The organism is Arthrobacter sp. zg-Y1171 (genome assembly GCF_025244845.1).
In the GTDB taxonomy this organism is placed as follows: domain Bacteria; phylum Actinomycetota; class Actinomycetes; order Actinomycetales; family Micrococcaceae; genus Arthrobacter_B.
Genome location: NZ_CP104264.1, coordinates 41,522 through 62,725, shown reverse-complemented (window position 1 = coordinate 62,725; position 21,204 = coordinate 41,522). Strand labels below are relative to the sequence as shown.

General features: G+C 67.5%; 20 protein-coding genes. 7 read left to right on the top strand and 13 right to left on the bottom strand.

Going from position 1 to position 21,204, the window contains the following annotated elements:
• Positions 1–2 precede the first annotated feature (2 nt).
• Complete coding sequence (locus N2L00_RS00315) at positions 3–1,301, top strand: alpha/beta hydrolase family protein (RefSeq protein ID WP_255765745.1); 1,299 nt, start codon at positions 3–5, stop codon at positions 1,299–1,301.
• Positions 1,298–2,077, top strand: coding sequence for a phosphatase PAP2 family protein (locus tag N2L00_RS00310; RefSeq protein WP_255765562.1), 780 nt, complete (start codon positions 1,298–1,300; stop codon positions 2,075–2,077). Before N2L00_RS00315 ends, N2L00_RS00310 begins: the two co-directional genes overlap by 4 nt.
• Here N2L00_RS00310 and N2L00_RS00305 read toward each other — a convergent pair.
• The 4 genes from N2L00_RS00305 to N2L00_RS00290 all read right to left on the bottom strand — a co-directional run bounded on the left by N2L00_RS00305 (position 1,998) and on the right by N2L00_RS00290 (position 5,218).
• On the bottom strand, positions 1,998–2,849 hold the full coding sequence (locus N2L00_RS00305; RefSeq protein ID WP_255765561.1) for an HAD family hydrolase: 852 nt from the start codon (positions 2,847–2,849) through the stop codon (positions 1,998–2,000). The two genes, N2L00_RS00310 and N2L00_RS00305, sit on opposite strands and share 80 nt — an antisense overlap.
• A 76-nt stretch (positions 2,850–2,925) precedes the next feature.
• On the bottom strand, positions 2,926–3,462 hold the full coding sequence (locus tag N2L00_RS00300; protein WP_227920535.1) for a YbhB/YbcL family Raf kinase inhibitor-like protein: 537 nt from the start codon (positions 3,460–3,462) through the stop codon (positions 2,926–2,928).
• A gap of 48 nt (positions 3,463–3,510) precedes the next feature.
• Positions 3,511–4,425 carry a carbohydrate kinase gene (locus N2L00_RS00295; protein WP_255765560.1) on the bottom strand — a complete coding sequence of 305 codons (915 nt, stop codon included), beginning with the start codon at positions 4,423–4,425 and terminating at the stop codon, positions 3,511–3,513.
• A 34-nt stretch (positions 4,426–4,459) separates the two neighbouring features.
• The gene (locus tag N2L00_RS00290) at positions 4,460–5,218 is read right to left on the bottom strand and encodes a S9 family peptidase (RefSeq protein ID WP_255765559.1); all 759 of its coding nucleotides are present in this window, start codon (positions 5,216–5,218) and stop codon (positions 4,460–4,462) included.
• A gap of 106 nt (positions 5,219–5,324) precedes the next feature.
• Between N2L00_RS00290 and N2L00_RS00285 the strand changes: the two genes are divergently transcribed.
• Entirely contained in the window at positions 5,325–6,440 is a 1,116-nt protein-coding gene (locus tag N2L00_RS00285; protein WP_255765558.1) for a GTP pyrophosphokinase family protein, read from the top strand.
• Between the two features lie 52 nt (positions 6,441–6,492).
• The gene (locus N2L00_RS00280; protein WP_255862192.1) at positions 6,493–7,551 is read left to right on the top strand and encodes a winged helix DNA-binding domain-containing protein; all 1,059 of its coding nucleotides are present in this window, start codon (positions 6,493–6,495) and stop codon (positions 7,549–7,551) included.
• Positions 7,552–7,570: 19 nt separating this feature from the next.
• Here the strand turns inward: N2L00_RS00280 and N2L00_RS00275 are convergent, their stop codons facing one another.
• On the bottom strand, positions 7,571–8,581 hold the full coding sequence (locus N2L00_RS00275; protein ID WP_255862193.1) for a LacI family DNA-binding transcriptional regulator: 1,011 nt from the start codon (positions 8,579–8,581) through the stop codon (positions 7,571–7,573).
• Positions 8,582–8,767: 186 nt separating this feature from the next.
• Here N2L00_RS00275 and N2L00_RS00270 point away from each other — a divergent pair, with 186 nt between their 5' ends.
• A complete protein-coding gene (locus N2L00_RS00270) occupies positions 8,768–9,766 on the top strand; it encodes an SDR family NAD(P)-dependent oxidoreductase (RefSeq protein ID WP_255862194.1) in 999 nt (332 codons plus the stop codon).
• Between the two features lie 86 nt (positions 9,767–9,852).
• Here N2L00_RS00270 and N2L00_RS00265 read toward each other — a convergent pair whose 3' ends face one another.
• The 4 genes from N2L00_RS00265 to N2L00_RS00250 all read right to left on the bottom strand — a co-directional run bounded on the left by N2L00_RS00265 (position 9,853) and on the right by N2L00_RS00250 (position 16,087).
• Positions 9,853–10,296: a GNAT family N-acetyltransferase gene (locus tag N2L00_RS00265; RefSeq protein ID WP_255765554.1), complete on the bottom strand. Its 444-nt coding sequence runs from the start codon at positions 10,294–10,296 to the stop codon at positions 9,853–9,855.
• Positions 10,297–10,373: 77 nt separating this feature from the next.
• Positions 10,374–10,841, bottom strand: a complete 468-nt coding sequence (locus N2L00_RS00260) for an SRPBCC family protein (protein WP_255765553.1) — start codon at positions 10,839–10,841, stop codon at positions 10,374–10,376.
• 98 nt (positions 10,842–10,939) lie between these two features.
• Positions 10,940–13,420, bottom strand: coding sequence for a phosphoketolase (locus N2L00_RS00255; protein WP_255862195.1), 2,481 nt, complete (start codon positions 13,418–13,420; stop codon positions 10,940–10,942).
• Positions 13,421–13,459: 39 nt separating this feature from the next.
• Positions 13,460–16,087 carry an ATP-dependent DNA ligase gene (locus tag N2L00_RS00250; RefSeq protein ID WP_255862196.1) on the bottom strand — a complete coding sequence of 876 codons (2,628 nt, stop codon included), beginning with the start codon at positions 16,085–16,087 and terminating at the stop codon, positions 13,460–13,462.
• Between the two features lie 165 nt (positions 16,088–16,252).
• On the opposite strand from N2L00_RS00250, the gene N2L00_RS00245 reads away from it, so the two are divergent.
• Positions 16,253–17,755, top strand: coding sequence for an SDR family oxidoreductase (locus tag N2L00_RS00245; protein ID WP_255862197.1), 1,503 nt, complete (start codon positions 16,253–16,255; stop codon positions 17,753–17,755).
• A gap of 146 nt (positions 17,756–17,901) precedes the next feature.
• Positions 17,902–19,131, top strand: coding sequence for an Ig-like domain-containing protein (locus N2L00_RS00240; protein WP_255862198.1), 1,230 nt, complete (start codon positions 17,902–17,904; stop codon positions 19,129–19,131).
• Here the strand turns inward: N2L00_RS00240 and N2L00_RS00235 are convergent.
• The 4 genes from N2L00_RS00235 to soxR all read right to left on the bottom strand — a co-directional run bounded on the left by N2L00_RS00235 (position 19,128) and on the right by soxR (position 21,173).
• Positions 19,128–19,793, bottom strand: a complete 666-nt coding sequence (locus tag N2L00_RS00235) for a pentapeptide repeat-containing protein (RefSeq protein ID WP_374676593.1) — start codon at positions 19,791–19,793, stop codon at positions 19,128–19,130. The genes N2L00_RS00240 and N2L00_RS00235 overlap by 4 nt on opposite strands.
• A 2-nt stretch (positions 19,794–19,795) precedes the next feature.
• On the bottom strand, positions 19,796–20,014 hold the full coding sequence (locus N2L00_RS00230; RefSeq protein WP_255765547.1) for a PLDc N-terminal domain-containing protein: 219 nt from the start codon (positions 20,012–20,014) through the stop codon (positions 19,796–19,798).
• A 64-nt stretch (positions 20,015–20,078) separates the two neighbouring features.
• Complete coding sequence (locus N2L00_RS00225; RefSeq protein ID WP_255862200.1) at positions 20,079–20,630, bottom strand: flavin reductase family protein; 552 nt, start codon at positions 20,628–20,630, stop codon at positions 20,079–20,081.
• Between the two features lie 84 nt (positions 20,631–20,714).
• Positions 20,715–21,173, bottom strand: coding sequence for a redox-sensitive transcriptional activator SoxR (soxR, locus tag N2L00_RS00220; RefSeq protein WP_255862201.1), 459 nt, complete (start codon positions 21,171–21,173; stop codon positions 20,715–20,717).
• Positions 21,174–21,204 lie beyond the last annotated feature (31 nt).

Here is a 21,204-nt window from a genome sequence, read left to right as displayed (position 1 = left end):
TGATGGGCCTGTCCCTGATTGACGGGATCCTCCCCGCCCTCGCCCTGGCCCTGGGCGCGGCTGCGCTTCTTTGGCTAGGGATTGCCGGGAGGCGGCTGGGCCTGCGCAGGATCCTGGTCTATTTGGTGGTTGCGGCCGCCTGCACGGCACTTCTTTATGTGCTGGCAGAACTTATATTCCATTGGTGGAATGCTTCTCTTCCACGGATGCTCTACCTGTACACCGCCCTGGCCATCCTGGGGCTTCAGCTGGCGGCCGGGCTGCTGGCAGTTCCAGGCTCCCCGTGGTCCCGCCGGACCGCGGGCGCTGCGGCGGCGTTCGGAATACTGCTGGCGTTGGCCTGCACCGCGAACCTTGCCTACGCCCAATACCCCACCCTCCGTTCCCTCCTGGACCCGCCCTCGGCCACGAATGACCCGCTGCCCCGTCCCGCGGAAACCGGGACCAACCGCCCCGCAGCCTCCGAACGGGACTGGTCGCCGCCGTCGAACCTGCCCGGCGAAGGCCGGGTCTACCGGGCAGAGATCCCCGCGGCAGCCTCGGGATACGCCTCCCACCCTGCACTGATCTACCTCCCGCCCGCCTATCTGGCCGATCCAGGCGCGGTCAGCCTGCCGGTGCTGGTCCTGATCCACGGCCAGCCGGGCTCCCCGAATGACTGGCTGGTCAGCGGCCGCATAGCCGAAATGATGGACGGCTTCGCTGCCCGACATGCCGGCCTGGCTCCGATTGTCGTCATGCCCGACGCCAGCAATGACTCCAACCCCGACTGGCCGCTGTGCCTGGACACGACCGTAAGCGACTCGGCAACGTACCTGGCCCGGGACCTTCCCGCCTGGGTGCAGCAGCATCTGGGGGCCGGAACGGCCGGAGCACGGCAATGGGCCATCGCGGGGTATTCGTTCGGCGGCACCTGCGCAGTGCAGTTGGCGGCGAACCACCCCGAGTCCTATCCGACATTCCTGGACATCGCCGGCGAAAACGAGCCCACCGACGCCGATGGGCAGCAGGCCCTGCTGGACACGTATTTCGACGGCGACCAGGCCGCCTTCGCTGAACAGAACGCCGTGGACCGGTTTCACCGGATGCCATTTCCCGAACTTGCCGGGATCGTCGTCGTCGGCAGCGAGGACAAGGTGTACGCCCCGGAAGGCAGGCAGGTGTACGAAGCGGCCCGGGCGGCCGGCGCGGACGTGCAGTTCCAGGAGCTTCCGGGCGGACACTCCTGGCAGGTCTGGCGGGCCGGACTGGAGAACAACCTGGACTGGCTCTGCAGGCGGCTTGGCATACTTGATCCATGAGCCCCGTGCCCGCACCTCACCCCTCCCCGGCCGCGAATCGGCTCAGGCAGCTGCTGCATGGAATCAGCCGCGCAACCTCGCCGCATGTGGCCCTGTTGGTGATCCTGGCCGTCGGCCTCCTGCCGGCACTGGCCCTGACCCTGGTGTCCGCAGAGGTCTATGAATCGGTCACCGACGCGGACGGCATTGCCGGCCTGGACCGGCCGGTGCTGGAAACGGCACTGGGACTGCGCACTCCCGCGCTGGATTCCGCAGTCACCGGCTTCACCAACCTTGCCGGGACCATCGGCATGCCCGTCATCGCCGGGCTCGTGGTGCTCGTTATGGGCCTGCGCTGGCGTTCCTGGACACCGCTGATCCTCACCGCGGCCGCAGCCGCCGGTTCACTGCTCATGACGGTCACGGGAAAGGCCTTGATCGGCCGGACCCGGCCCGACCTGGCGGATGCCGTCCCGCCGTACGAATCCTCCGCCTCGTTTCCGAGCGGACACACCCTGAACTCAATCGTCATCGCGGGGATCCTGGCCTACCTGGTGATCCTGCACGTGCACAACCGCTGGGCGAAGGCCTCCGCGCTGCTCGCGTCAGCGGTCTTTACATTTGCCGTGGGCCTGAGCCGGGTCTACCTCGGCCACCACTGGCTGACGGATGTGCTGGTGGCCTGGACGCTCGGAGCGGCCTGGCTCGCGGTGGTAATTACCGCGCACCAGCTTCTGCGGAGGCTTCCTGAACATCGAGCAGCCGCTCAAGGATCACCGCCACGCCGTCGTCCGTGAAGCCCGGTGCCGTGAAATCCGCCGCCTCGCGGGCAGCCGGGTGACCACTTGCCATGGCGTAGCCCCGGCCCGCCCAATCCAGCATGGAAATGTCGTTGGGCATGTCGCCGAAAGCTATGGTTTCCCCCGGGTTTATACCCTTCTCCTTGGCGTAGCCGGCCAGGGTGACGGCCTTGTTCAGGCCCGGCAGGGACATTTCCAGCAGCGGCATCCGCGGTGCCGAATGGGTGGTCTCCACCAGTTCGGACACCGCCGGCGCCACCCGGCGCAGGAACTCGTCCGGGGAGATGTCGGCGCCCCGGGCGAGGAATTTTGCCACGCCAGGTGAGCCTGCAAGGGATTCGTGCAGCGGGCCGGGAACTATGCCGCCGAGGAGTTCGACGGATCCGGTGTCCACGAAGCCGTCCTCAAGATGGAGGCCGTCCACCGTCTCCGCCGCGAAACGTGCCCGCGGGAAGAGGTCCCTGATGACCTCCGCGGCGGCGAGCATCTGTTCCAGCGGGAGGAGCCGGGTGGCGAGGACCCGCTCGGCGGCCAGGTCATAGGTGATGGCCCCGTTGGAACAGATCACGGTCCCTGCGTGCCCGATCCGCTCGCGCAGGGGGTCCAGCCAGCGGGGCGGGCGCCCGGTCACGAAGACGACGTCGATGCCCGCAGCCATGCAGGCGCGGAAAGCGTTCACGGTCCGATCGCTGATGCTGTTGTCCGCACCCACGATGGTGCCGTCCATGTCGCTTGCTATCAGCCGTACCGGCCCCCGCTGTTCCTGCATGCCATCAAGCTTACTTCCGGCCGCGGCGGGGGCCGGAACGGTGCGAAGCCTCCCCAACGGGTCTGCCCCGGGGACCCTAGTCCTCCCGGATTTCCGCGGTGCCGATCATCGTGGCCCGCGCCAGGGTGTGGGTGAAGAGCGCAAAGCCGAGGGCAGCCGGGGTGGCGTCCGGCGGGACGTCCAGTTCCTCCGTATCCACGGCGTGGACCACCACGAAGTAGCGGTGCCGTCCGTGTCCTGCGGGCGGGGCCGCGCCCACAAAGCCCGCAAATCCGGCGTCGTTGGCCAGCTGTACGGTGCCGGCGGGCATCTGGCCCGTATTGGCCGCATCGGCGGCGAGGCCCGTGACCGACGCCGGGATGTTGAAGGCCGCCCAGTGCCAATAGCCGCTGGCGGTGGGTGCATCGGGGTCGTACATCGTCACGGCAAAGCTGCGGGTCTGCTCAGGGAAGCCGGACCAGGTCAGCTGCGGCGAGGCATCGCCGCCGTCGGCTACGCCCATCTTGCCGCTGTACTGGGCCGGTGCGAACGTGCCTCCGTTCGCGAATTCTTCACTCTCGACGGTGAACTCAGGTACCTGCGGCAGCGCCTCATACGGGTCTCGGCTTTCCACGGACTTCCTTTCGGGTAGTTGGCATTGGTGCCGCGGCGTGCGGCTGGATCAGGGAACTTCGCGGCGGTAGGGCGGATTGGCTCCGGCGCGGGAAACGGTGACGGCTGCTGCGCGCGCGGCGAAGGAGAGCAGCTCCTTCAGTTCGCCTACGCCGATCCGGGCCAGGTCGCTGCGGCGGGCACCGCCGTCGAGCTCCCGGTCCATCAGCCCCACCAGGAGGGCGGACATAAACGAATCCCCGGCGCCCACGGTGTCCACGACGCTGACGGTGGGTGCGGCCACTTCGCATTCTCCCGCCGCGGCCACGGCCCACGGTCCCTTCGATCCCCGGGTGACCACTACCAGCGACGGTCCCGCGGCGAGCCAGCGCCGGGCGGATTCCTCCACGGGTTCGTCCGGGTAGAGCCACTGCAGGTCTTCGTCGGAGGCCTTGACGACGTCGGCCAGTGCCACGAAATTCTCCGCCTGTTCGCGGGCGTAGGAGGCGTCGGTGATGATGGTCGGCCGGCAGTTCGGATCGTAGGTGACAGTGCAGCCGGGCCGTGCCTGTTCCACGGCGCGCAGCACGTGGCCCGCGCCGGGCGAGAGCATGGAGGCGATGGAACCGGTGTGCAGCATGGTGGTTCCGTCCAGCAGGGCCGGAAGATCCTCCGCAAGGCCCGGCAGCTGCCACTCCAGGTCAAAGGTGTACCGGGCGCCGCCCGCCGGATCCAGCACGGCCGTGGCCACGCTGGTCGGCCGGTCATCGGCTTCGAAGGCGGTCAGCACGGAGTTTGCCCGAAGATGCTCGGCGATCATGGCACCGTAGGTATCCGAGCCGAAGCGGCCCACGAACTGGACGGGACGGCCCAGCCGCGCCACGCCCACAGCTACATTCAGCGGGCTGCCGCCGGGGTGTGTTCGCCGCGGTGCCGTATCGCTGACTACTTCATCAACAAGGGCTTCCCCAATAACTGTAAGCACACTGCCAACCTAACAGAGCGGCCTTTGGGTTTCCTTAAACAACAGGTATTCCGGCGGCCTCGCGGACCGCCGTGACGACGGCGTCCCAGGCCGGCGTGCCGGGGGTGATCATCGCGAAGTGGTCACCGGGAATGAGGCGCAGCTGCGCCGCCGTGCCGCTTGCCCGGGCAGCGTCCACCCAGCTGCTGGAGGAACTGAGCGGCACGGTGCTGTCTTCCCCGCCGTGCAGCGCCCACACCGGAACCTGCAGCGGCAGCGCGCACATGGGGTCCGCCTCCCGGAAACGCCGTGGATTGGAAACAGGCGTGCAGCCAAGGAAGTTCCGCACCGCGCCGTTACTCAGGCCCAGTTCGTGGGCCTCGGCCAGGTTCAGGACTCCGGAGCAGCTGACGACGCCGGCAGGCAGGACGCGCGGATCAGTCCGCCCCGCGGCGAGCACGGCCAGGTGGCCGCCCGCGGAGTGGCCCAGGAAGACCACGCGGGACAGGTCGACGTCGTGCTCCCGTGCCGCCGGGACCAGCGCGTCGATCCCGGCGCAGATGTCCTCGAACGTTTCCAGCCAGCCGCCGCCCTTGCCGACCCGCCGGTATTCCAGGTTCCAGGCGGCAAACCCGCGGGCGGCCAGGTCCGCCGCCAGCGGCCGGCCAAGTTCCGCGTCATAGGCAGCGCGCCAGTAGCCGCCGTGGATGATGACCACCACGGCCTGCGCCGCCGCACCGCTTTCCGGAAGGCTCAGTTCGGCGTACTGGTCCGCGTCCGGACCGTAGGAGAGACGCAGTGCAGGCGCTGGCATGACGATCCTTCTGCTCGCGGGGCTTAATCTGATAGGGAGCCTATCGCCGGTGTCGGAGAAACACCGTGCCATAGGCTGGGGGCAGGCAGGGGAAAGGGAAACAGCTTTGAGCGCGTGGGACACACTGGATGAGCGGCTGCGGCCCATAGTCCAGGCCAGTACCGATGAGTACGCCCGGGTCCGGCCCGGATTGGAAGCGGTCACCGCGGAGATGGAAGCGAATCTTCGGGCTGTCTTTGCCGACAGCCCGGTAAAGCCGCTGTTCGTAGCCTCGCGCACCAAGACCGTTGAGTCCTTCCGGGACAAGGCTTCCCGGATGCTGCCCCCGGAGCACCCCGGCGAACTGCCTTCCCTGCTGTTCCCGGATCCGCTGCGCAACCTCACCGACCTCGTGGGCCTGCGCATCATCATGACGCTGCCGCACGAAGTGGATGAAGCGGCCAACCTGATCAAGCGGCAGCGGGCGGAGTTCGACTGCCGCGGCGACCGCGAGAAGGACATTGGCTCCATCGAATCCGGTACGTACGGCTACTCCAGCCGGCACCTGATCCTGCGGACCATCCAGAATGAGACGGTGCGGAAGTACCACAAGCTGCTGGAACCGGACCAGCGGCCCAACGGCAGCTACCTGTTCGAAGTGCAGATCCGTACCGTGCTGGCCCATGCCTGGTCCGAGATAGAGCACGACATCCGGTTCAAGGCCGGCGATCCGCGGGCCTGGAGCCCGTATTTCGACCGGCAGTTCACGGCAACCGCTGCCATGCTGGAGACGGTGGAAACCGCCTTCGCCGAGCTGCACGAACGCTACGAAACCGTCACCGGCTTCTGGGACGAGGAGGGCCAGGGCAGTGCGCCGCTGACTCCGAACCGGATCCGGGACATCTGGATGACCCTGCTCCCGCACGTCAACCGCAAGTCCGGTGACGACTGGGGCTGGGCCGCGGAAATGCTGGCTGCGCACGGCATGAAGACCACCATGGACCTGGCCGGACTGCTGCAGGCAGACGCCATCACCAAGGTCCGCGCGGCCCTGGACCACCGCTACTCCCCCGGACCGGACCGGCTGCTCGATGACCTGCTGCTCTGGCGTTTCGGCAAGGAACACATCGACCTCACGGCCGAACCGGAGGACGCACCGGTCAAACCCCGCCGGGAGTCCCTGGGCCGCCGCTACCGGTTGATGCAGCTTTACCGGGCGCGGGAGGCGGAACAGGGGCAGTAGCCTGCCCCCTGGAACCTTGCCCCGGCAGCGCTGCGCCACATAGCTTTGCCTCGTGGTCACTTCTCTTTCCGGGCAGGATGCACGGCGGATCCGGCGCTCCTCGCAGCTGCTGGGCGGTTCGGACCTGTCCCCGGCCGACGTCGTGCGGCGGGCCGTCGCGCTGCAGGGCCAGGACCTGCCCGCGGTGCTGCGGGCCATTGCCGTCCGCTCCCGCCCCGGAACCACTGTCCAGGACGTCCGGAACGCGTTCGACCGCGGCGAATTGGTGCGCGGCTGGCCGATGCGCGGCACCCTGTTCGCCACCACGCCGGAGCATCTGGCGACACTGCTGTCCTTCACCGCGGAACGGATCCGCAGCATGGCTGCCCGGCGCCGGGCCGAGCTGGGGCTTGAGGAGACGGTACTGGCCCGGGGCCGGGACACCCTGCGCGAAGCCCTGGACGATCGGCCGCTGCGACGCTCCGAAGCGCTGGAACTTTGGGAAGCAGCCGGGATCGACACCTCCGACGGCCGCGGCTACCACCTGCTGATGCACCTTTGCGTGGAAGGCCTGGCGCACTGGGGACGGTTTTTCGAGACCGGCACCGAGCAGCTCCTCACCCTCACGGCACCGCGCGCCGTCGACCCCGGCGCGCCGAACGACGGCGACCTGTCCGCGGTGGTCCGCGGCTTCGTGCTCGCCCGGGGTCCGGTCACGGAGAACGATGCGGCGTGGTGGACCAAGCTGCCCAAAACCATGGTGCGTAAGGCTGCAGCCGGAGTGGCGGACCTGGTCCAGGTGGAAGTGGACGGCCGGCCGGCGTGGATCATCGGTGAGCCGGAGATTCCGGAACCTTCCGGCGTGTCACTGGTGCCGGCGTTCGATGAGTGGATCCTCGGTTACGCGGACCGTTCCCTGTTTGCCAGCCCGGCGATGCTGGCGGCAATTGTCCCGGGCGGCAACGGGGTCTTCCGTCCTGCGGTGCTCGACGACGGCGTGGCGGTGGGCACTTGGCGGCTGCCCCGCATATCCCGGGCCACCCCGGAACCGGTCATCGACCTGGTGGAACGGGTCTCGGCAGCCAAGCGGCGGGCCATTGAGCAGGCGGTCGCTGACTGGCCGCACGGCTGACCTCCGAACCGCCTCAGGCTCAGGCCGACACGCGCCGCACCAGCCGCACCGGCGGCAGGTCAGCTTCCGCCGGCTGCCCGGAACCGTCTGCTCCGCTTCCCCGCAGCTCCTGTGCCGCATCCAGGGAGGCCACCGCCATCCGCGCAAACCGCTCCCCCAAGGACCGGGCATCGACCGACACGGTGGTCAACGGCGGCACTGCCAGCGACGCCAGCGGAATGTCCTCGGCGCCGATCACCGCCAAATCCTTCGGTGCGCTCAGGCCGTGCGCGGCCAGCCCGGCCAGCAGGGCGAAGGCGTGCTCGTCGTCGAACGCGCAGGCCGCGGTCACCGGCTCCGGTCCTGCCCGCCAACGGTCGACGACGCCCGCCGCCTCCCCGGCGTCCAGGGCCAGACGGGCGACGGCGGGCGGGGGAAGCTCAAGCCGGCGGCAGGCGTCCGCAATGGCCGCCAGCCGGACGTCCACCCGCCAGGCATAACCGGACTCCGGGGGCACCGCCACACCGATCCGCCTGTGTCCGGCCGCGGCCAGATGCTGCACCTGGCATGCCCCGATGCCGAGGTCCGGTCCCAGCGGGTCTTCCAGCGCCTGGTGCAGGGAGGCCACCCGGATGCCGATGGCCGCCAGGGCTGCCAGTTCCGGCTCCGGGAGCGGGGTGGTGAGGATCAGCGCTGCCGGAGCCAGCGACTGCACCAGGGACGGCGCTCCGCCCTGTGCCGGCAGCCGGTGGGCCACCAGGCGCAGCCCCTGCCGTTCCACTTCCTCGGAGGCGGCATCGATCAGGATGGCCAGGGCGCGGCCCAGCGGCTCGGGCGGCAGCAGCATCAGCACCAGGTCGCTGCGGCCGCGGCGCAGGGTGCGGGCGGCGGTCGACGGCGCGTAGCCCAGGTCCCGGGCTGCGGCCAGCACGCGTTCCCTTGTCCCGGAGGAGATGCTCTGCCCGGCACGGCCGTTGAGCACGTAACTGACGGTGGCACGGGAAACGCCGGCCGCCTGCGCAACGTCGTTGGACGTGACCCTGCGGTTCATCCCGTCCCTCTTTCGTCTCGGCTTCACCGACCCGCCGGCAACACCGCGGAAATCAGCCCCTTATCCTCCGGAGATTTCTCCGGTAGTCTGACGATACAGGCAACTTACACGTGTAACCATCGTGGCGAGCTGCCGATACCGGCGGCCGCAGATTACGGCCGCTCCTCCGATCGAAAGGACCGGTTCGTGGCCAATTCGCCCATCACCGCCCAGAACACCGTCCAGCAGTGGCTCGACCACCCCGCCGGCGGTCCCGCCATCCGCGGCATGCTCGCGCAGGCCGGAAGCGACGAGAAGACCCTCGGCCCCGCCCTGACCATGAAGCTGCAGCAGCTGGTTGACCTCAGCCAGGGCAAGTTCCCGCAGGCTGCCGTGGATGAACTCGTGAAGCAGGCCAACGGCGGCGTGATGCCCGAGATCGCCGAAACCGTCCTGCCGACCGTTGAAGGCCGATTCGAAGGCCGCACCATCATCGTCACCGGCGCCGGCTCCGGCATCGGCCGCGCCACCGCCGCCCGCATTGCCCGCGAAGGCGGCCGCGTGATTGCCGTCGACATCGCCGAGGCGAAGATCAAGGAACTCGCCGGAGAACTGGGCGAGGCCATTGTTCCGGTTGCAGGCGACCTGACCGATGCCGCCGCCATCGACCGCATCATGGCCGCTTCCGGCACCAGGATTGACGGCCTGGCCAACGTGGCCGGCATCAATGACGACTTCTCCCCGCTGCACGAGGTCTCCGATGCCATGTGGCAGAAGATCTTCGCCGTCAACGTGGAGGGCCTGATGCGCCTGACCCGCGCCGTGCTGCCGACCATGCTCGAAGCCCGCAAGGGCTCGATTGTGAACATCACCTCCGAAGCCGGCCTGCGCGGCTCCGCTTCGGGCGTGGCGTACACCGCCTCCAAGCACGCCGTCGTAGGCATCACCCGCAGCACCGCGTTTATGTATGCCCGTGAAGGCATACGCGTGAACGCCGTTGCTCCGGGCGGCGTAGCCACCGGCATTCCGATGGGCGGCAAGACCAGCGAGTACGGCGAGGCGCGCCTGTCCCCGGCACGCGTCAACATTCCGGGCCTGGCCTCGGCGGAGGACCTCGCTGCGTCCATCACGTTCCTGCTCAGCGATGACGGCGTGAACATCAACGGCGCCATCCTGCCCTCCGACGGCGGCTGGTCCGCGGTCTAACCTCCGCACGCAGTACGACGGCGGCCGGCACCTTCCCTACGGAAGGTGCCGGCCGCCGTCGTTGTTTGGCCTGTCCTTGCCGCGGGTCAGAACCGGTAAACGGCCAGTTCCTCGGCCGTCTCGAAACCGTGCCGGGCGTAGAAGTCCTTGGACTCCCCAGCCGGAGAGGTGACAATCCGTGCCGCCCCGAGACAACGCGCATAGTCGACCGCCGCGGACACCAGGGAGCTGCCCACCCCGGCGTTCCGGTGGGCGGGCAGCACATAGGCGTTGGCCAGATAAACCCAGACCGACGCCGGTTTGCCCGGCTTCGGCATCCGCTCGAAGATCGACAGGTTCAGCATGCCGATCAGGGCATCGCCGGCATCCGATGCAGCGACGAAAAAGGTACGCGGGTTGGCCGCGAGCCAGGAGCTGAACTCGTCAACAAAGCCCGCATCAGCCCGGCCGTCCCCGCCGGCCTCGGCCACCCAGGCCGCCCGGAGCCGGGCAAGTTCGAGGATGTCCAGCGGTGTGCCTTCTCGAATCATTGCGCCACCCTACAACGACGGCGGCCGGCGCCTTCCCGAAGGAAGACACCGGCCGCCGTCGTGCGTCCTGAAAAACCCTAGGCGCCGGAGACCGCTGCGGCGAGCTTGTTCAGGGATTCCTCGAGGTCGTCCTTGGACACCATCGGGAAGGAGACCTTCTTCAGGGTCTCCTTGTCCGTGACATGGGACCAGTCATAGGTCAGGGTGACCTCGGTGGAGTCGGCGCCGTCGGCCTGGAGTTCCCAGACCCACTGCCAGCCCTTGGGTTCGGTGCCGGCCGGAGCGGTCTGCCAAGCCAGCAGCTTGTTGTGGTCGTACCCGGTGACGTGGTTTTCCGTCTGGTAGTCGCCCATTTTTTCGTTGTGCATGTTCATGGTGAAGACCTGGCCGGAAGCCGTAATGCGGTCGGTCTTCTCGTCCGAAACCACCATGCCGGAGCCGTCCAGCTCGTGGTGGCGCTCGGGGTTGGACAACAGATTGAAGATGTCCGCGGCCGAGGCATCGATGACCCGGGAAACTACAACGCTCGTCTGATCAGTGGTCAATGAACTCTCCTTCGATGGATGGATCGTACTTTTCCACGGCGTGCTGCCCTTTAGGGGCGCCGCCGAAGCCTGTGCGTACCGCGCCTGGCCGGTGGTGCTCAGCCGGGCGTGTCCTGCTCTGCTTCCTGCAGGTTCCAGCCGGTGATGTACGGCGGATCCTGCCCTTCGTCGCGGGTGTACTGCCGGGCACGTGCCCGTTCGTCCTGCAAATACTGCCGGAAGGACGCCTGCGTCGATCCCAGCGACGCTACCCGGTCCAGCACGTCGATGGCCAATTGGAACCTGTCGATCTGGTTCAGCATGGCCATGTCGAACGGCGTGGTGGTGGTGCCTTCCTCCTTGTAGCCGCGCACGTGCAGGTTGTCGTGGTTGGTGCGCCGGTAGGTCAGCCGGTGGATGAGCCAGGGATAGCCGTGATAGGCGAAAATCACCGGTTTATCCTGCGTGAACAGGGTGTCGAAATCCCGGTCCGGAAGCCCGTTCGGATGTTCGCGCGGATCCTGGAGCACCATCAGGTCCACCACGTTGACTACCCGGATCCTCAGGTCCGGCAGCTGGTCCTTCAGCAGCGCCGCCGCAGCCACGGTTTCCAGCGTGGGTACGTCGCCCGCGCAGGCCATCACGACGTCGGGATCGGTCCGGGTGCCCGGGCCGGCGCCCTCGCTGCCGGCAAAGTCCCAGATCCCGACGCCGCGCTCCACATGCAGCAGCGCCTGTTCCGGATCCAGCCAGACCGGAGCCGGCTGCTTGCCGGAGACCACCACGTTGACCCGGTCCCTGCTGTCCAGGATGTTCCCGGCCACGGCCAGCAGGGTGTTGGCGTCCGGCGGCAGGTAGACCCGGATGACGTCTGCCTTCTTGTTCACCACATGGTCAATGAAGCCGGGGTCCTGGTGCGAGAACCCGTTGTGGTCCTGCTGCCAGACGTGGCTGGAGAGCAGGTAGTTGAGCGAGGCGACCGGTTGGCGCCAGCTTAGCCCGCGGCTGACCTTCAGCCACTTGGCGTGCTGGTTGAACATGGAATCCACAATGTGCACGAAGGCTTCGTAGCAGTTGAACACGCCGTGCCGGCCGGTCAGCAGGTATCCCTCCAGCCACCCTTCGCACAGGTGTTCGCTGAGCACCTCGGCGACTCGTCCGCTGCGGGCCAGGTGTTCGTCGAGCTCGTCAATGCGCTGCTGCCAGGCTTTGTCCGTGACGTCGTAGACGGCCTGCAGCCGGTTGGACGCGGTTTCATCCGGCCCGAAGATCCGGAAGTTGGACGGGTTCTTCCGGATCACTTCGCGCAGGTAGCCGCCCAGGTTGTACATCGGGCTTACCCGTTCGGAGCCCGGATGATCGATCTTCACCGCATGGTCCGCGTACTCCGGCAGGTGCAGGTCCTGGAGCAGGCGCCCGCCGTTGGCGTACGGCGTCGCACTCATCCGCAGGTCCCCTTCCGGAGCCAGCGCGGCAATCCCTGCGGCAAGCCGGCCTTCGGCGTCAAACAGCTCCCCGGGCCGGTAGGACTGCAGCCATTCCTGCAGCTGGGCCAGATGCTCCGGGTTGTCGTGGATCTCGGACAGCGGCACCTGGTGGGCCCGCCAGGTGCCCTCGACCTGCAGGCCGTCGACGACGGCCGGACCGGTCCAGCCCTTGGGCGAACGGAACACGATCATCGGCCAGCGCGGAGCGTGCTGCTCCATCGCGTCGGCGCCGGGGATGTCAGGGGTCACCGCGGTCTTTTCGCCGGTGCGGTACGGCGCCTGGATCGCGGTGATTTCCGCCAGGCAGGTCTCCAGGACGGCAGCGAAGTCCTCGTGGGCCTGTCGGACGGCGGCGGGGTCCTCCACCGTCACCACGTAGGGGCGGTACCCATAGCCTTCAAGCAGTTTCAGCAGCTGTTCCTCGGGCATCCGGGACAGGATGGTGGGGTTGGCGATCTTGTAGCCGTTCAGGTGCAGGATGGGCAGCACCGCTCCGTCCACCGCCGGGTCGAGGAAGCTGTTGGAATGCCAGCTGGCGGCCAGCGGACCGGTTTCGGCCTCGCCGTCGCCGATCACCGTGGCGGCCACCAGGTCCGGGTTGTCGAACACCGCCCCGTAGGCATGGGCCAGGGAATAGCCCAGTTCACCGCCCTCGTGGATGGACCCGGGAGTCTCCGGCGCCGCATGGCTGGGGATTCCACCGGGGTAGGAGAACTGCCGGAACAGGGTGCGCAGCCCTTCCTCGTCCCGGCCCACATGGCTGTAGATCTCCGAGTAGGTGCCCTCCAGCCAGGCATTCGCAACATTGGCAGGGCCGCCGTGCCCGGGCCCGGTAATGAACAGGACGTTGCGTTTCTGCTCGCGGATCAGCCGGTTCAGGTGGGCATAGATGAAGTTCAGTCCGGGTGTGGTCCCCCAGTGCCCCAGCAGCCGCGCCTTGACGTCCGATGTTTCCAGCGGTCGGCGCAGCAGCGGGTTGTCGCGCAGGTAGATCTGGCCGGCAGAGAGATAGTTCGCGGCCCGCCACCACGCGTCCACACCGTCCAGGGCGCTGTCGGGATGCGGTTCGGTGCCGGGAATGCGGGCCGTGGAGGCAGCATTGGTCTCGGTCATCTTGGGGGTCCTTTCCGGTCAGGTATCGGCGTGGTGCGCCTAAAGGGTCTCCACCACGACGTCGGACGGTTTCTTATCCGGGCGCAGGCCGCGCCAGACGGGATGGCGCAGTTTTCCGGTGCCGGTGCGTTCGGAGAAGGTCACTTCGCCCACCAGCGCCGGCCGCACCCACTGCGCGTCGGAGGCATCCGCAGAAGGCACATCGTCCAGCGGCGCCGTTTTCCGGGACATTTTCTTCAGGCGCGGACCGATGGTCGCGAGGTCCTTCTCGCTCAGGCCGGACCCCACCCGTCCGATGTATTTCAGGTCCACCCCGTCCGGAATGGCAACCAGGAGGGAACCGACCTTGTTCTGCCGGTTTCCCTGCCCCGGCCGCCAGCCCACCACCACTACCTCCTGGGTCAGCTGGTTCTTCAGCTTCACCCAGTTCTTGGAACGACGGCCGGGGGAATAGGTGCTGCTGCGGCGTTTGGCCATCACGCCTTCCAGCCCCAGTTCCTTGCTGGCTGCCACCGCCTCGTCCATGGACATGTCCAGTGCAGGCGGAACCTGGAGGTGCCCGTCGGGGACGGGCTCCACGGCCTGCTCAAGGATTTCCCGGCGCTGTTCGTAGCTGAGGTCCGCCAGCGAGTTCCCGTCCAGCCAGAGCAGGTCAAAGACCATCAGGTGCACCGGCGTCCGTGCGGCGGCCGCGGCGATTTCCCGCGGCTTGGTCAGGTGCATGCGCGGCTGCAGCAGGCCGAAGTCCGGCCGGCCGGCCTTGTTCAGCGCGACGATTTCGGCGTCCAGTACGGCCCGCTCCCCGTTGAGGTGCGCACTGAGGTCCTGCAGTTCCGGATAAGCGGCGGTCATGTCATTGCCGTTGCGGGAGATCAGCCGGGTGCCTGCCGGCGTCACGGTGACGACGGCGCGCACGCCGTCCCATTTCATCTCGAAGGCCCACTCGTCGTCGTCGTTGATCTCCGCCCGGCTGCCGAGCGTCGCCAGCATCGGCTCGACGGCGGGCACCGAGGCGTCTTCCGCGTCGCGGGCCGCCTTCCCGACGTCGACGGACGAGGTTTTTGCCGGGGCGGCGGCCGTGGCCGGCCGTGTCCGGGCGGCAGCGGCCACGGACTCCGCGGGCGATTCCGGGGCGTCCGCGGGAGCGGCGGCGGGAGCTTCCGGCTGTCCCTTTTCGCCCGGCTTCGGCTGGTTCTTCATCAGGTGGATCAGCCAGTTGTTATTGGCCTTGTCGCCCCCCGAGCCGGTGTGGATCAGTGCGTAGCGCCGGTCGGCTGCCCCTTCCCGAGCCAGGCCGCCGTCGGGCTGACCGTGCAGCACCGCGATGACTTCCTTGCCGTCCCGCCATTTTTCGCGTTCATATGTGCCGTGATCCCAGATGGTGACGTCCCCGCCGCCATATTCCCCTTTGGGAATATGTCCCTCGAATTTGCCGTATTCCAGCGGATGATCCTCCGTCTGTACGGCCAGGTTGTTCTTTCCGGACGTGGACGGCGGGCCCTTCGGCAGCGCCCAGGACACCAGCACGCCGTCGTGCTCGAGGCGGAAGTCCCAGTGCAGCCGGCGGGCGTGGTGCTCCTGGATGACGAAGCTGTTGCCCTCCGAGGGAGTGGACGCTTCCTCCGGGACGGGTTCCGGCGTCTTCGCGGCGTCCCGCATGCTCCGGTACTTGGTCAGCCGGTCCGCGCCGCCGCCCGCGGACCGGACCCCATCCGATGCCCCGCCGGAGTCCTCCGTGGCCTGCTCCAGCGACTCCTCCTCGAAGGCACCGCTCTCCATTCCAGCCAGGGGATCGGATCCGCGGTGGACGCGGTCCATCACCTGCAGATAATCCAGCTGGGCCAGGTCCGGATCCTCGAGTTCTTTCCAGGTCCGCGGGGCGGCCACCGTGGGAGTGAACCGTCCGCGCAGCGAGTAGGGACAGATGGTGGTCTTGTTGCCGTTGTTCTGGCTCCAGTCCACCAACACCTTGCCCACGCGCCGTGTCTTTTTCATGTCGCTGACCACCAGGTCCGGATGGTCAGCCTCCAGGGCGCGTGCCAGCTCGTGGGCCACCGCATTGATGTCGTCGGAACTCTGGCTGCCGTCCAGCGCCGCGTAGAGGTGGATGCCCTTGGAGCCGCTGGTCACGGGCCGGGCATCCAGGCCCATGTCCGAGAGGATGGCCCGGGCCAGGCGTGCCACTTCGGCGCATTCGGCCAGCCCCGCCCCTTCTCCGGGGTCCAGGTCCAGCACCATCCGGTCCGCATTGCCGATCTTGCCGCGCGGCCCGAACTGCCACTGGGGCACATGGATTTCGAGGGCAGCAGACTGGGCCAGCCAGGTCAGCGTGGCCAGGTCATTCACCAGCGGGTAGGTATTGGTGGAGGTTTTGTGCTCGATCGAGGACCGCTTCACCCAGGAAGGAGCGGAGTCCTCGATGTTCTTCTGGAAGAACACCTGGCCGGGGTGCTCGGGCGTCCCCACTCCGTGCACCCAGCGTTTGCGGGTGGCCGCGCGGTTGCGCGAGTGCGGCAGCATGTACTCGGCCACGGCAGCGTAGTAGGCAATCACATCCGCCTTGGTGGTCTCCGTTTCCGGGTAAAGCACCTTGTCCAGGTTGGTCAGGCGGAGCCGGTGCCCCTCCACACTGACGGTCTCGTGGTTTTTCCCTCCGCCTGTCGCCATGCCCCCTAGTCTTACCGGGATACCGGGCAAATACCAGTATTTCATCAGGGGGCTTATCAATCCCGGGGTAACCGCTGCAGCGAACCGGAAGAGTCTTCGGAGGGTTTCGCCCAGAGCGTCCGGCCGCCCTGACCATCGGCGGCGGCGCGTGTGTATGTTGGGAAAATGACAGAAAGCCAGCACATCCTGGTCACGGGGGCCACCGGCTACATCGGCGGACGGCTTGTCCCGCTGCTGCTTGAAGACGGCCACCGGGTGCGGGTCCTGGCACGCTCCCCCGAAAAGCTCTCCGATGTGCCCTGGGCGTCCGAGGTCGAAATTGTCCAGGGTGACCTATCGGACCGGGAATCCGCCGCGGCGGCCTTCGCCGGCATCGACACCCTGTACTTCCTCGTGCACTCGATGGCGTCCGGGAAGGGTTTTGGCAGCCAGGAGTCGGAGATTGCCCATTTGGTGGCCGACGCCGCCGCGGAGGCCGGCGTGCAGCGGATCGTGTATCTCGGCGGGCTTCACCCGGAGGAAGGCGAGTTGTCGCCGCACATGAAATCCAGGACCGAGGTGGGCCGGATCCTGCTCGAAGGCGAGGTGCCCGCCATTGTGTACCAGGCCGGCGTCGTCATCGGTTCCGGATCCGCCTCCTTCGAGATGATCCGGCACCTGACGGAAACCCTGCCCGTGATGCCGGCGCCGAGCTGGGTACGGCGAAGCATCGAACCGATTGCGGTGCGGGACGTCCTGCACTACCTGGTGCGGGCCGTAGACATCCCCGCCGGCATGAACCGCACGTTCGACATCGGATCACGGGAGGTCCTGACCTACGCGGAAATCATGAACGGATATGCGGAGGAAGCCGGATTGCCCCGGCGCCGCATCTACGCCCTGCCGCTGCCGGCGCCGCGGCTGGCCGGACACTGGGTGTCCCTGGTGACCCCGATCCCGCGTTCAATGGCGCTGCCGCTGGTGGAATCCCTGCAGCACGACGCCGTCGCCAAGGAACACGACATTGACCAATACCTGCCGCAGCCCGAGGGCGGGCTCACGGACTACCACGACGCCGTGAAGCGGGCGCTGGGCAAGGAGAAACGCGGCGAGGTGGAAACCACCTGGGCCAACGCCTCGGCGTCGTCGGATCTGGCCTCCGATCCCCTGCCCAGCGACCCGGACTGGGCGGGCCAGACAGTGTACGTGGACTCGCGGCAGCGCCGCGCGGCCGTGGACCCGGCCGCGGTCTGGCAGGTCATCGAGGGAGTGGGCGGCCGGAACGGCTGGTATTCGCTTCCCATGGCCTGGGCCATCCGCGGGGTCCTCGACAAAACCGTCGGCGGGGCGGGCCTCACCCGCGGCCGGCGGAACCCCACCACACTGTTTACCGGCGACGTGGTGGACTGGTGGCGGGTGGAACTGCTGGAACGCGGCACCCTGCTGCGGCTGCGTGCGGAGATGCGGGTGCCCGGCAAGGCCTGGCTGGAGATGCGTGTGGACCCGGACGGCGAGGGCGGCAGCCTGTACCGGCAGCGGGCCATCTATTTCCCGAAGGGGCTGGGCGGCAAGCTCTACTGGTGGCTCATTGCCCCTTTCCACGGCCTGATCTTTCCCTCCATGGCGAAGAACATCACGCGGCAGGCAGCGCGGCTGACAACACCGGCCGCACCCGGAACAGCCGTTTAGGCGGCAATTGGGTAACAGCGTTCGGGAAATCCAAAGAAGCTAATATCATCGGTAGGACAATACGCGCCGGTCGAGCCGGCCCAGCTGCAACTATGCCGGTTCCGTCGTCGTGACGGCTCCCGGCTTGTACTTGAGGGGACTTGGCTGTGCAGGACAAGAAAAGCCGTAAATGGCCAATAGCCGCGGCGGTTGCCGCGGTGCTCGTCATCGGCGGAAGTCTCGGCGCAGCCTTCGCCACCGGCCGGCTGGGCCCTTCCGAAACCGGCTCGTCCCCCTCAGCAGGCGCCTCCGCCTCGGCGTCGCCCTCCGTGCAGGCCGCCCCGGTATCCATCACCACCACGCCGGCTGACGGCGCCGTAGGCGTCAACCCCGCCGAGGTTCCCTCCGTCACCGCCACCAATGCAGTGATCAACAAGGTCATCCTGAAGCCCGAAGCAGGCGGTGAGCCCGTGCCCGGCGTGATGTCCGGCGACGGTGCCGTCTGGACCGCTGATGCACCCCTGGCTTTCAACACCAGGTACGGCATGGAAGTGGTGCTCACGGATTCGGCCGGCAAGGAGACCACGCGCAAGCAGGGCTTCGAAACCGTGCTTCCGGCGAATGAAGCCAATGCATTCATGTATCCGCAGAACGCCGCCAGCGTGGGCGTGGGCCAGCCCATCGATATCACCTTCAGTGAACCGGTCACCAACAAAGACGCGGTGGAACAGGCCATCAAGGTCACCAGCACCTCGGGCCAGACCGGCGCCTTTTACTGGATCACGGACAACCGGGTCCGCTACCGGCCGGAAGCCTTCTGGGCCCCCAACAGCGCCATCACCGTGGACATGCAGCTGTTCGGCGTCGACTTCGGCAACGGAATGATCGGCAACTTCAACGAAACCCGGACCTTCAACACGCACAACACCCGCTTGGCCGTGGTGGACAACAACACCAAGACCATGCAGGTGTTCCTGGACGGGCAGCTGGTCCGGACCTTCCCCGTCACCCTCGGCGAACCCACCTGGCCTTCGCCCAGCGGCTACCAGGTTGTCGTCAGCCAGCACGAGAAGCTGCCCTTCCGCGCAGAGAGCATCGGTCTCTCGCCCGGAGACCCGGACTACTACGAGCCGTTCGACGCCTCCTGGGCCAGCCGCCTGACCAACAGCGGTGTCTTTGTCCACCAGGCCCTCGACGGCGCCGTGGGCGCCCTGGGCCGCATCAATGTTTCGCACGGCTGCGTTGGGATGTCCGCCGAGGGCGCCAAGTACTTCTATGACACCTTCGACGCCGGGGACGTGGTGCAGGTGCTGAACACCGAAGCCGGGCCGGTTTCCATCGACGACGGCTACGGCGACTGGAACATCCCCTGGGACCAGTACGCCGGGCAGCCCTAGGCTTCCACGCGCAGGCCCAACTGGGCCGCGAGCAGCGGAGCCAGCAGCAGGAGCTGTTCTTCGTCCACGGTGAACCCCTTCAGTCCGGCTAATCCGGTGATGCTCCGGAACGCGGATCCGCGCAGGTCTGCATCCACGGCCGTACCGCCGCTTCCCAGCAGCAGGGAGTCGATCCGGCAGTCGCGGAACGCCACCCGGTTCAGCCGCGCGCCGTCCAGGTCCAGTTCCCCGATGATGCAGTTGGAGAACAGCACGTTGGTCAGCGTGCAGCCGCGCAGGTTGAGGAAATCGATCTTGCCGCCCTCCACCCGGACGGAATTCCAGCTTCCGCCGTAAAGCTCAGCGGAACCCAGGCGCGGGTTGGAGATCTCCACGTCCCGGAAGGTGGTCCTGGCCGCCCGGAACACCGGGGCATACAGGTTTTCCAGGGTCGATTCCAGAAACCGTGCAGCGGTGAGGTCGGCGTTGTCCAGGGACACCCCGGTGAGGCTGCATTCGGAGAACACTGCCCCGCGCAGTTCCAAACCGGCGAAGGATTCTCCGGTATAGGCCACCGCTTCCTGGGTACTGCCTACCGGAACATCGGCACCGTCACTCAGGTCCTGCAGGCGAACCGGCTCGAGGACCGGCGGCTTGGTTCCGGTGCTGCGGGAACGCACCATGCCTAGGCGGAGCGCCGGCCGAAGAGGAAGTAGGCGATGGGGCCGGCGAAGTTGATGCCGCACGCGGCCATCCACCATCCGCGGCTGCCGCGGATCTGCTCCTTCGGGCGCTTCTTCAAATCCCGAAGCGCAGCTCCGGCGAGCAGGAACTGGAGTCCGGTCAGGGCTCCGAGGCCCTTTTTCTGTCCGCTGCTCAGGTCCTTGAGTTTTTTCTTTGCCATCGCCGTGCCTTCCGGTGGGTCGTTCCCGACGACGGTCGCCGTACGGGTCTGAACCGATTATCCGCTATTGGCCGCTTCCGGGGGCAACCGAGCCGGCCTGGCCAAGAACGGAGTGCCCGCCCAGGCGGTGATAGGTCCGGTTGTGGTAGACCAGCGGTTCCTGCTCCGTGCTGCCGGGGAGGATTTCCAGGACGGTGGCCGCAATCAGGATGGAGCTGCCCACCGGGATCCTGCCGTCGATCCGGCAGCGAAGTGCCACGGGGGCTTCTTCCAGGAGGGGTTCGCCGCCGGGCAGCGTGCGGGTGCGCGTCGAGCCGAACCGGTCCGCGCCCTGCCGGGCGAAAAGTGCGGCGAGTCCGGCATTTTCGGAGCCAAGCAGGTGGACGACGACGGTCTCCGACGCGGCTATTACACCGGCTGTCCCGTGTGTTGAGGCCAGGGAGAAGGACAGGATCGGCGGCTCCGCCGAAACCGAGGAAACCGAGGAGGCGGTCAGGCCCACGGGGCCGCTGCCGCCGTCGGCCGTAATGATCGCCACGCCCGCCGGATGAGCCCGAAAGGCGTCCTTGAATGCATCCGTTACATTCCGCTCGCACAGAGCCGTATTCCGCGTCATCTCAAGTCCTTCCGCAGACCAACCCATCCAGGGCATCCCTCAACGCTAAAACCTCAACCATAGTTGAGGTCAAATCGGAGGGACTCAGACGTCGAATGCCCGGGCGCCGGTGCCGGTGCCCGAATCGTCGGGATTCACGAACCGGCACTGGGCCAGGGAGAGGCAGCCGCAGCCGATGCAGCCGCCGAGCCGGTCACGAAGTGCCTGGAGGTGGCGGATGCGGGTATTGAGTTCCTGCTGCCAGGCGGCAGAAAGCCGCTGCCAGTCGGCCTGGTCCGGGACCCCGTCCGGAGGCAGTTCGGCGAAAGCCCGGTTGATCACGGCCAACGGAATGCCTGCCTGCTGCGCCGCGCGGATCACGGCCACCCGCCGCAGCACCGACCGGTCATAGCGCCGCTGGTTACCCTGTGTCCGCCGGCTGGAGAGCAGGCCCTGGCGCTCGTAAAAGTGCAGCGCCGATACGCTGACGCCGCTGCGCTCGGCCACCTGCCCCACGGACAGTTCCACACGCGCGGGCCCGGATCCGGATGTATTCGCTTCCACGGCCTCGCCTTCCCTCACAGCACCCATTATC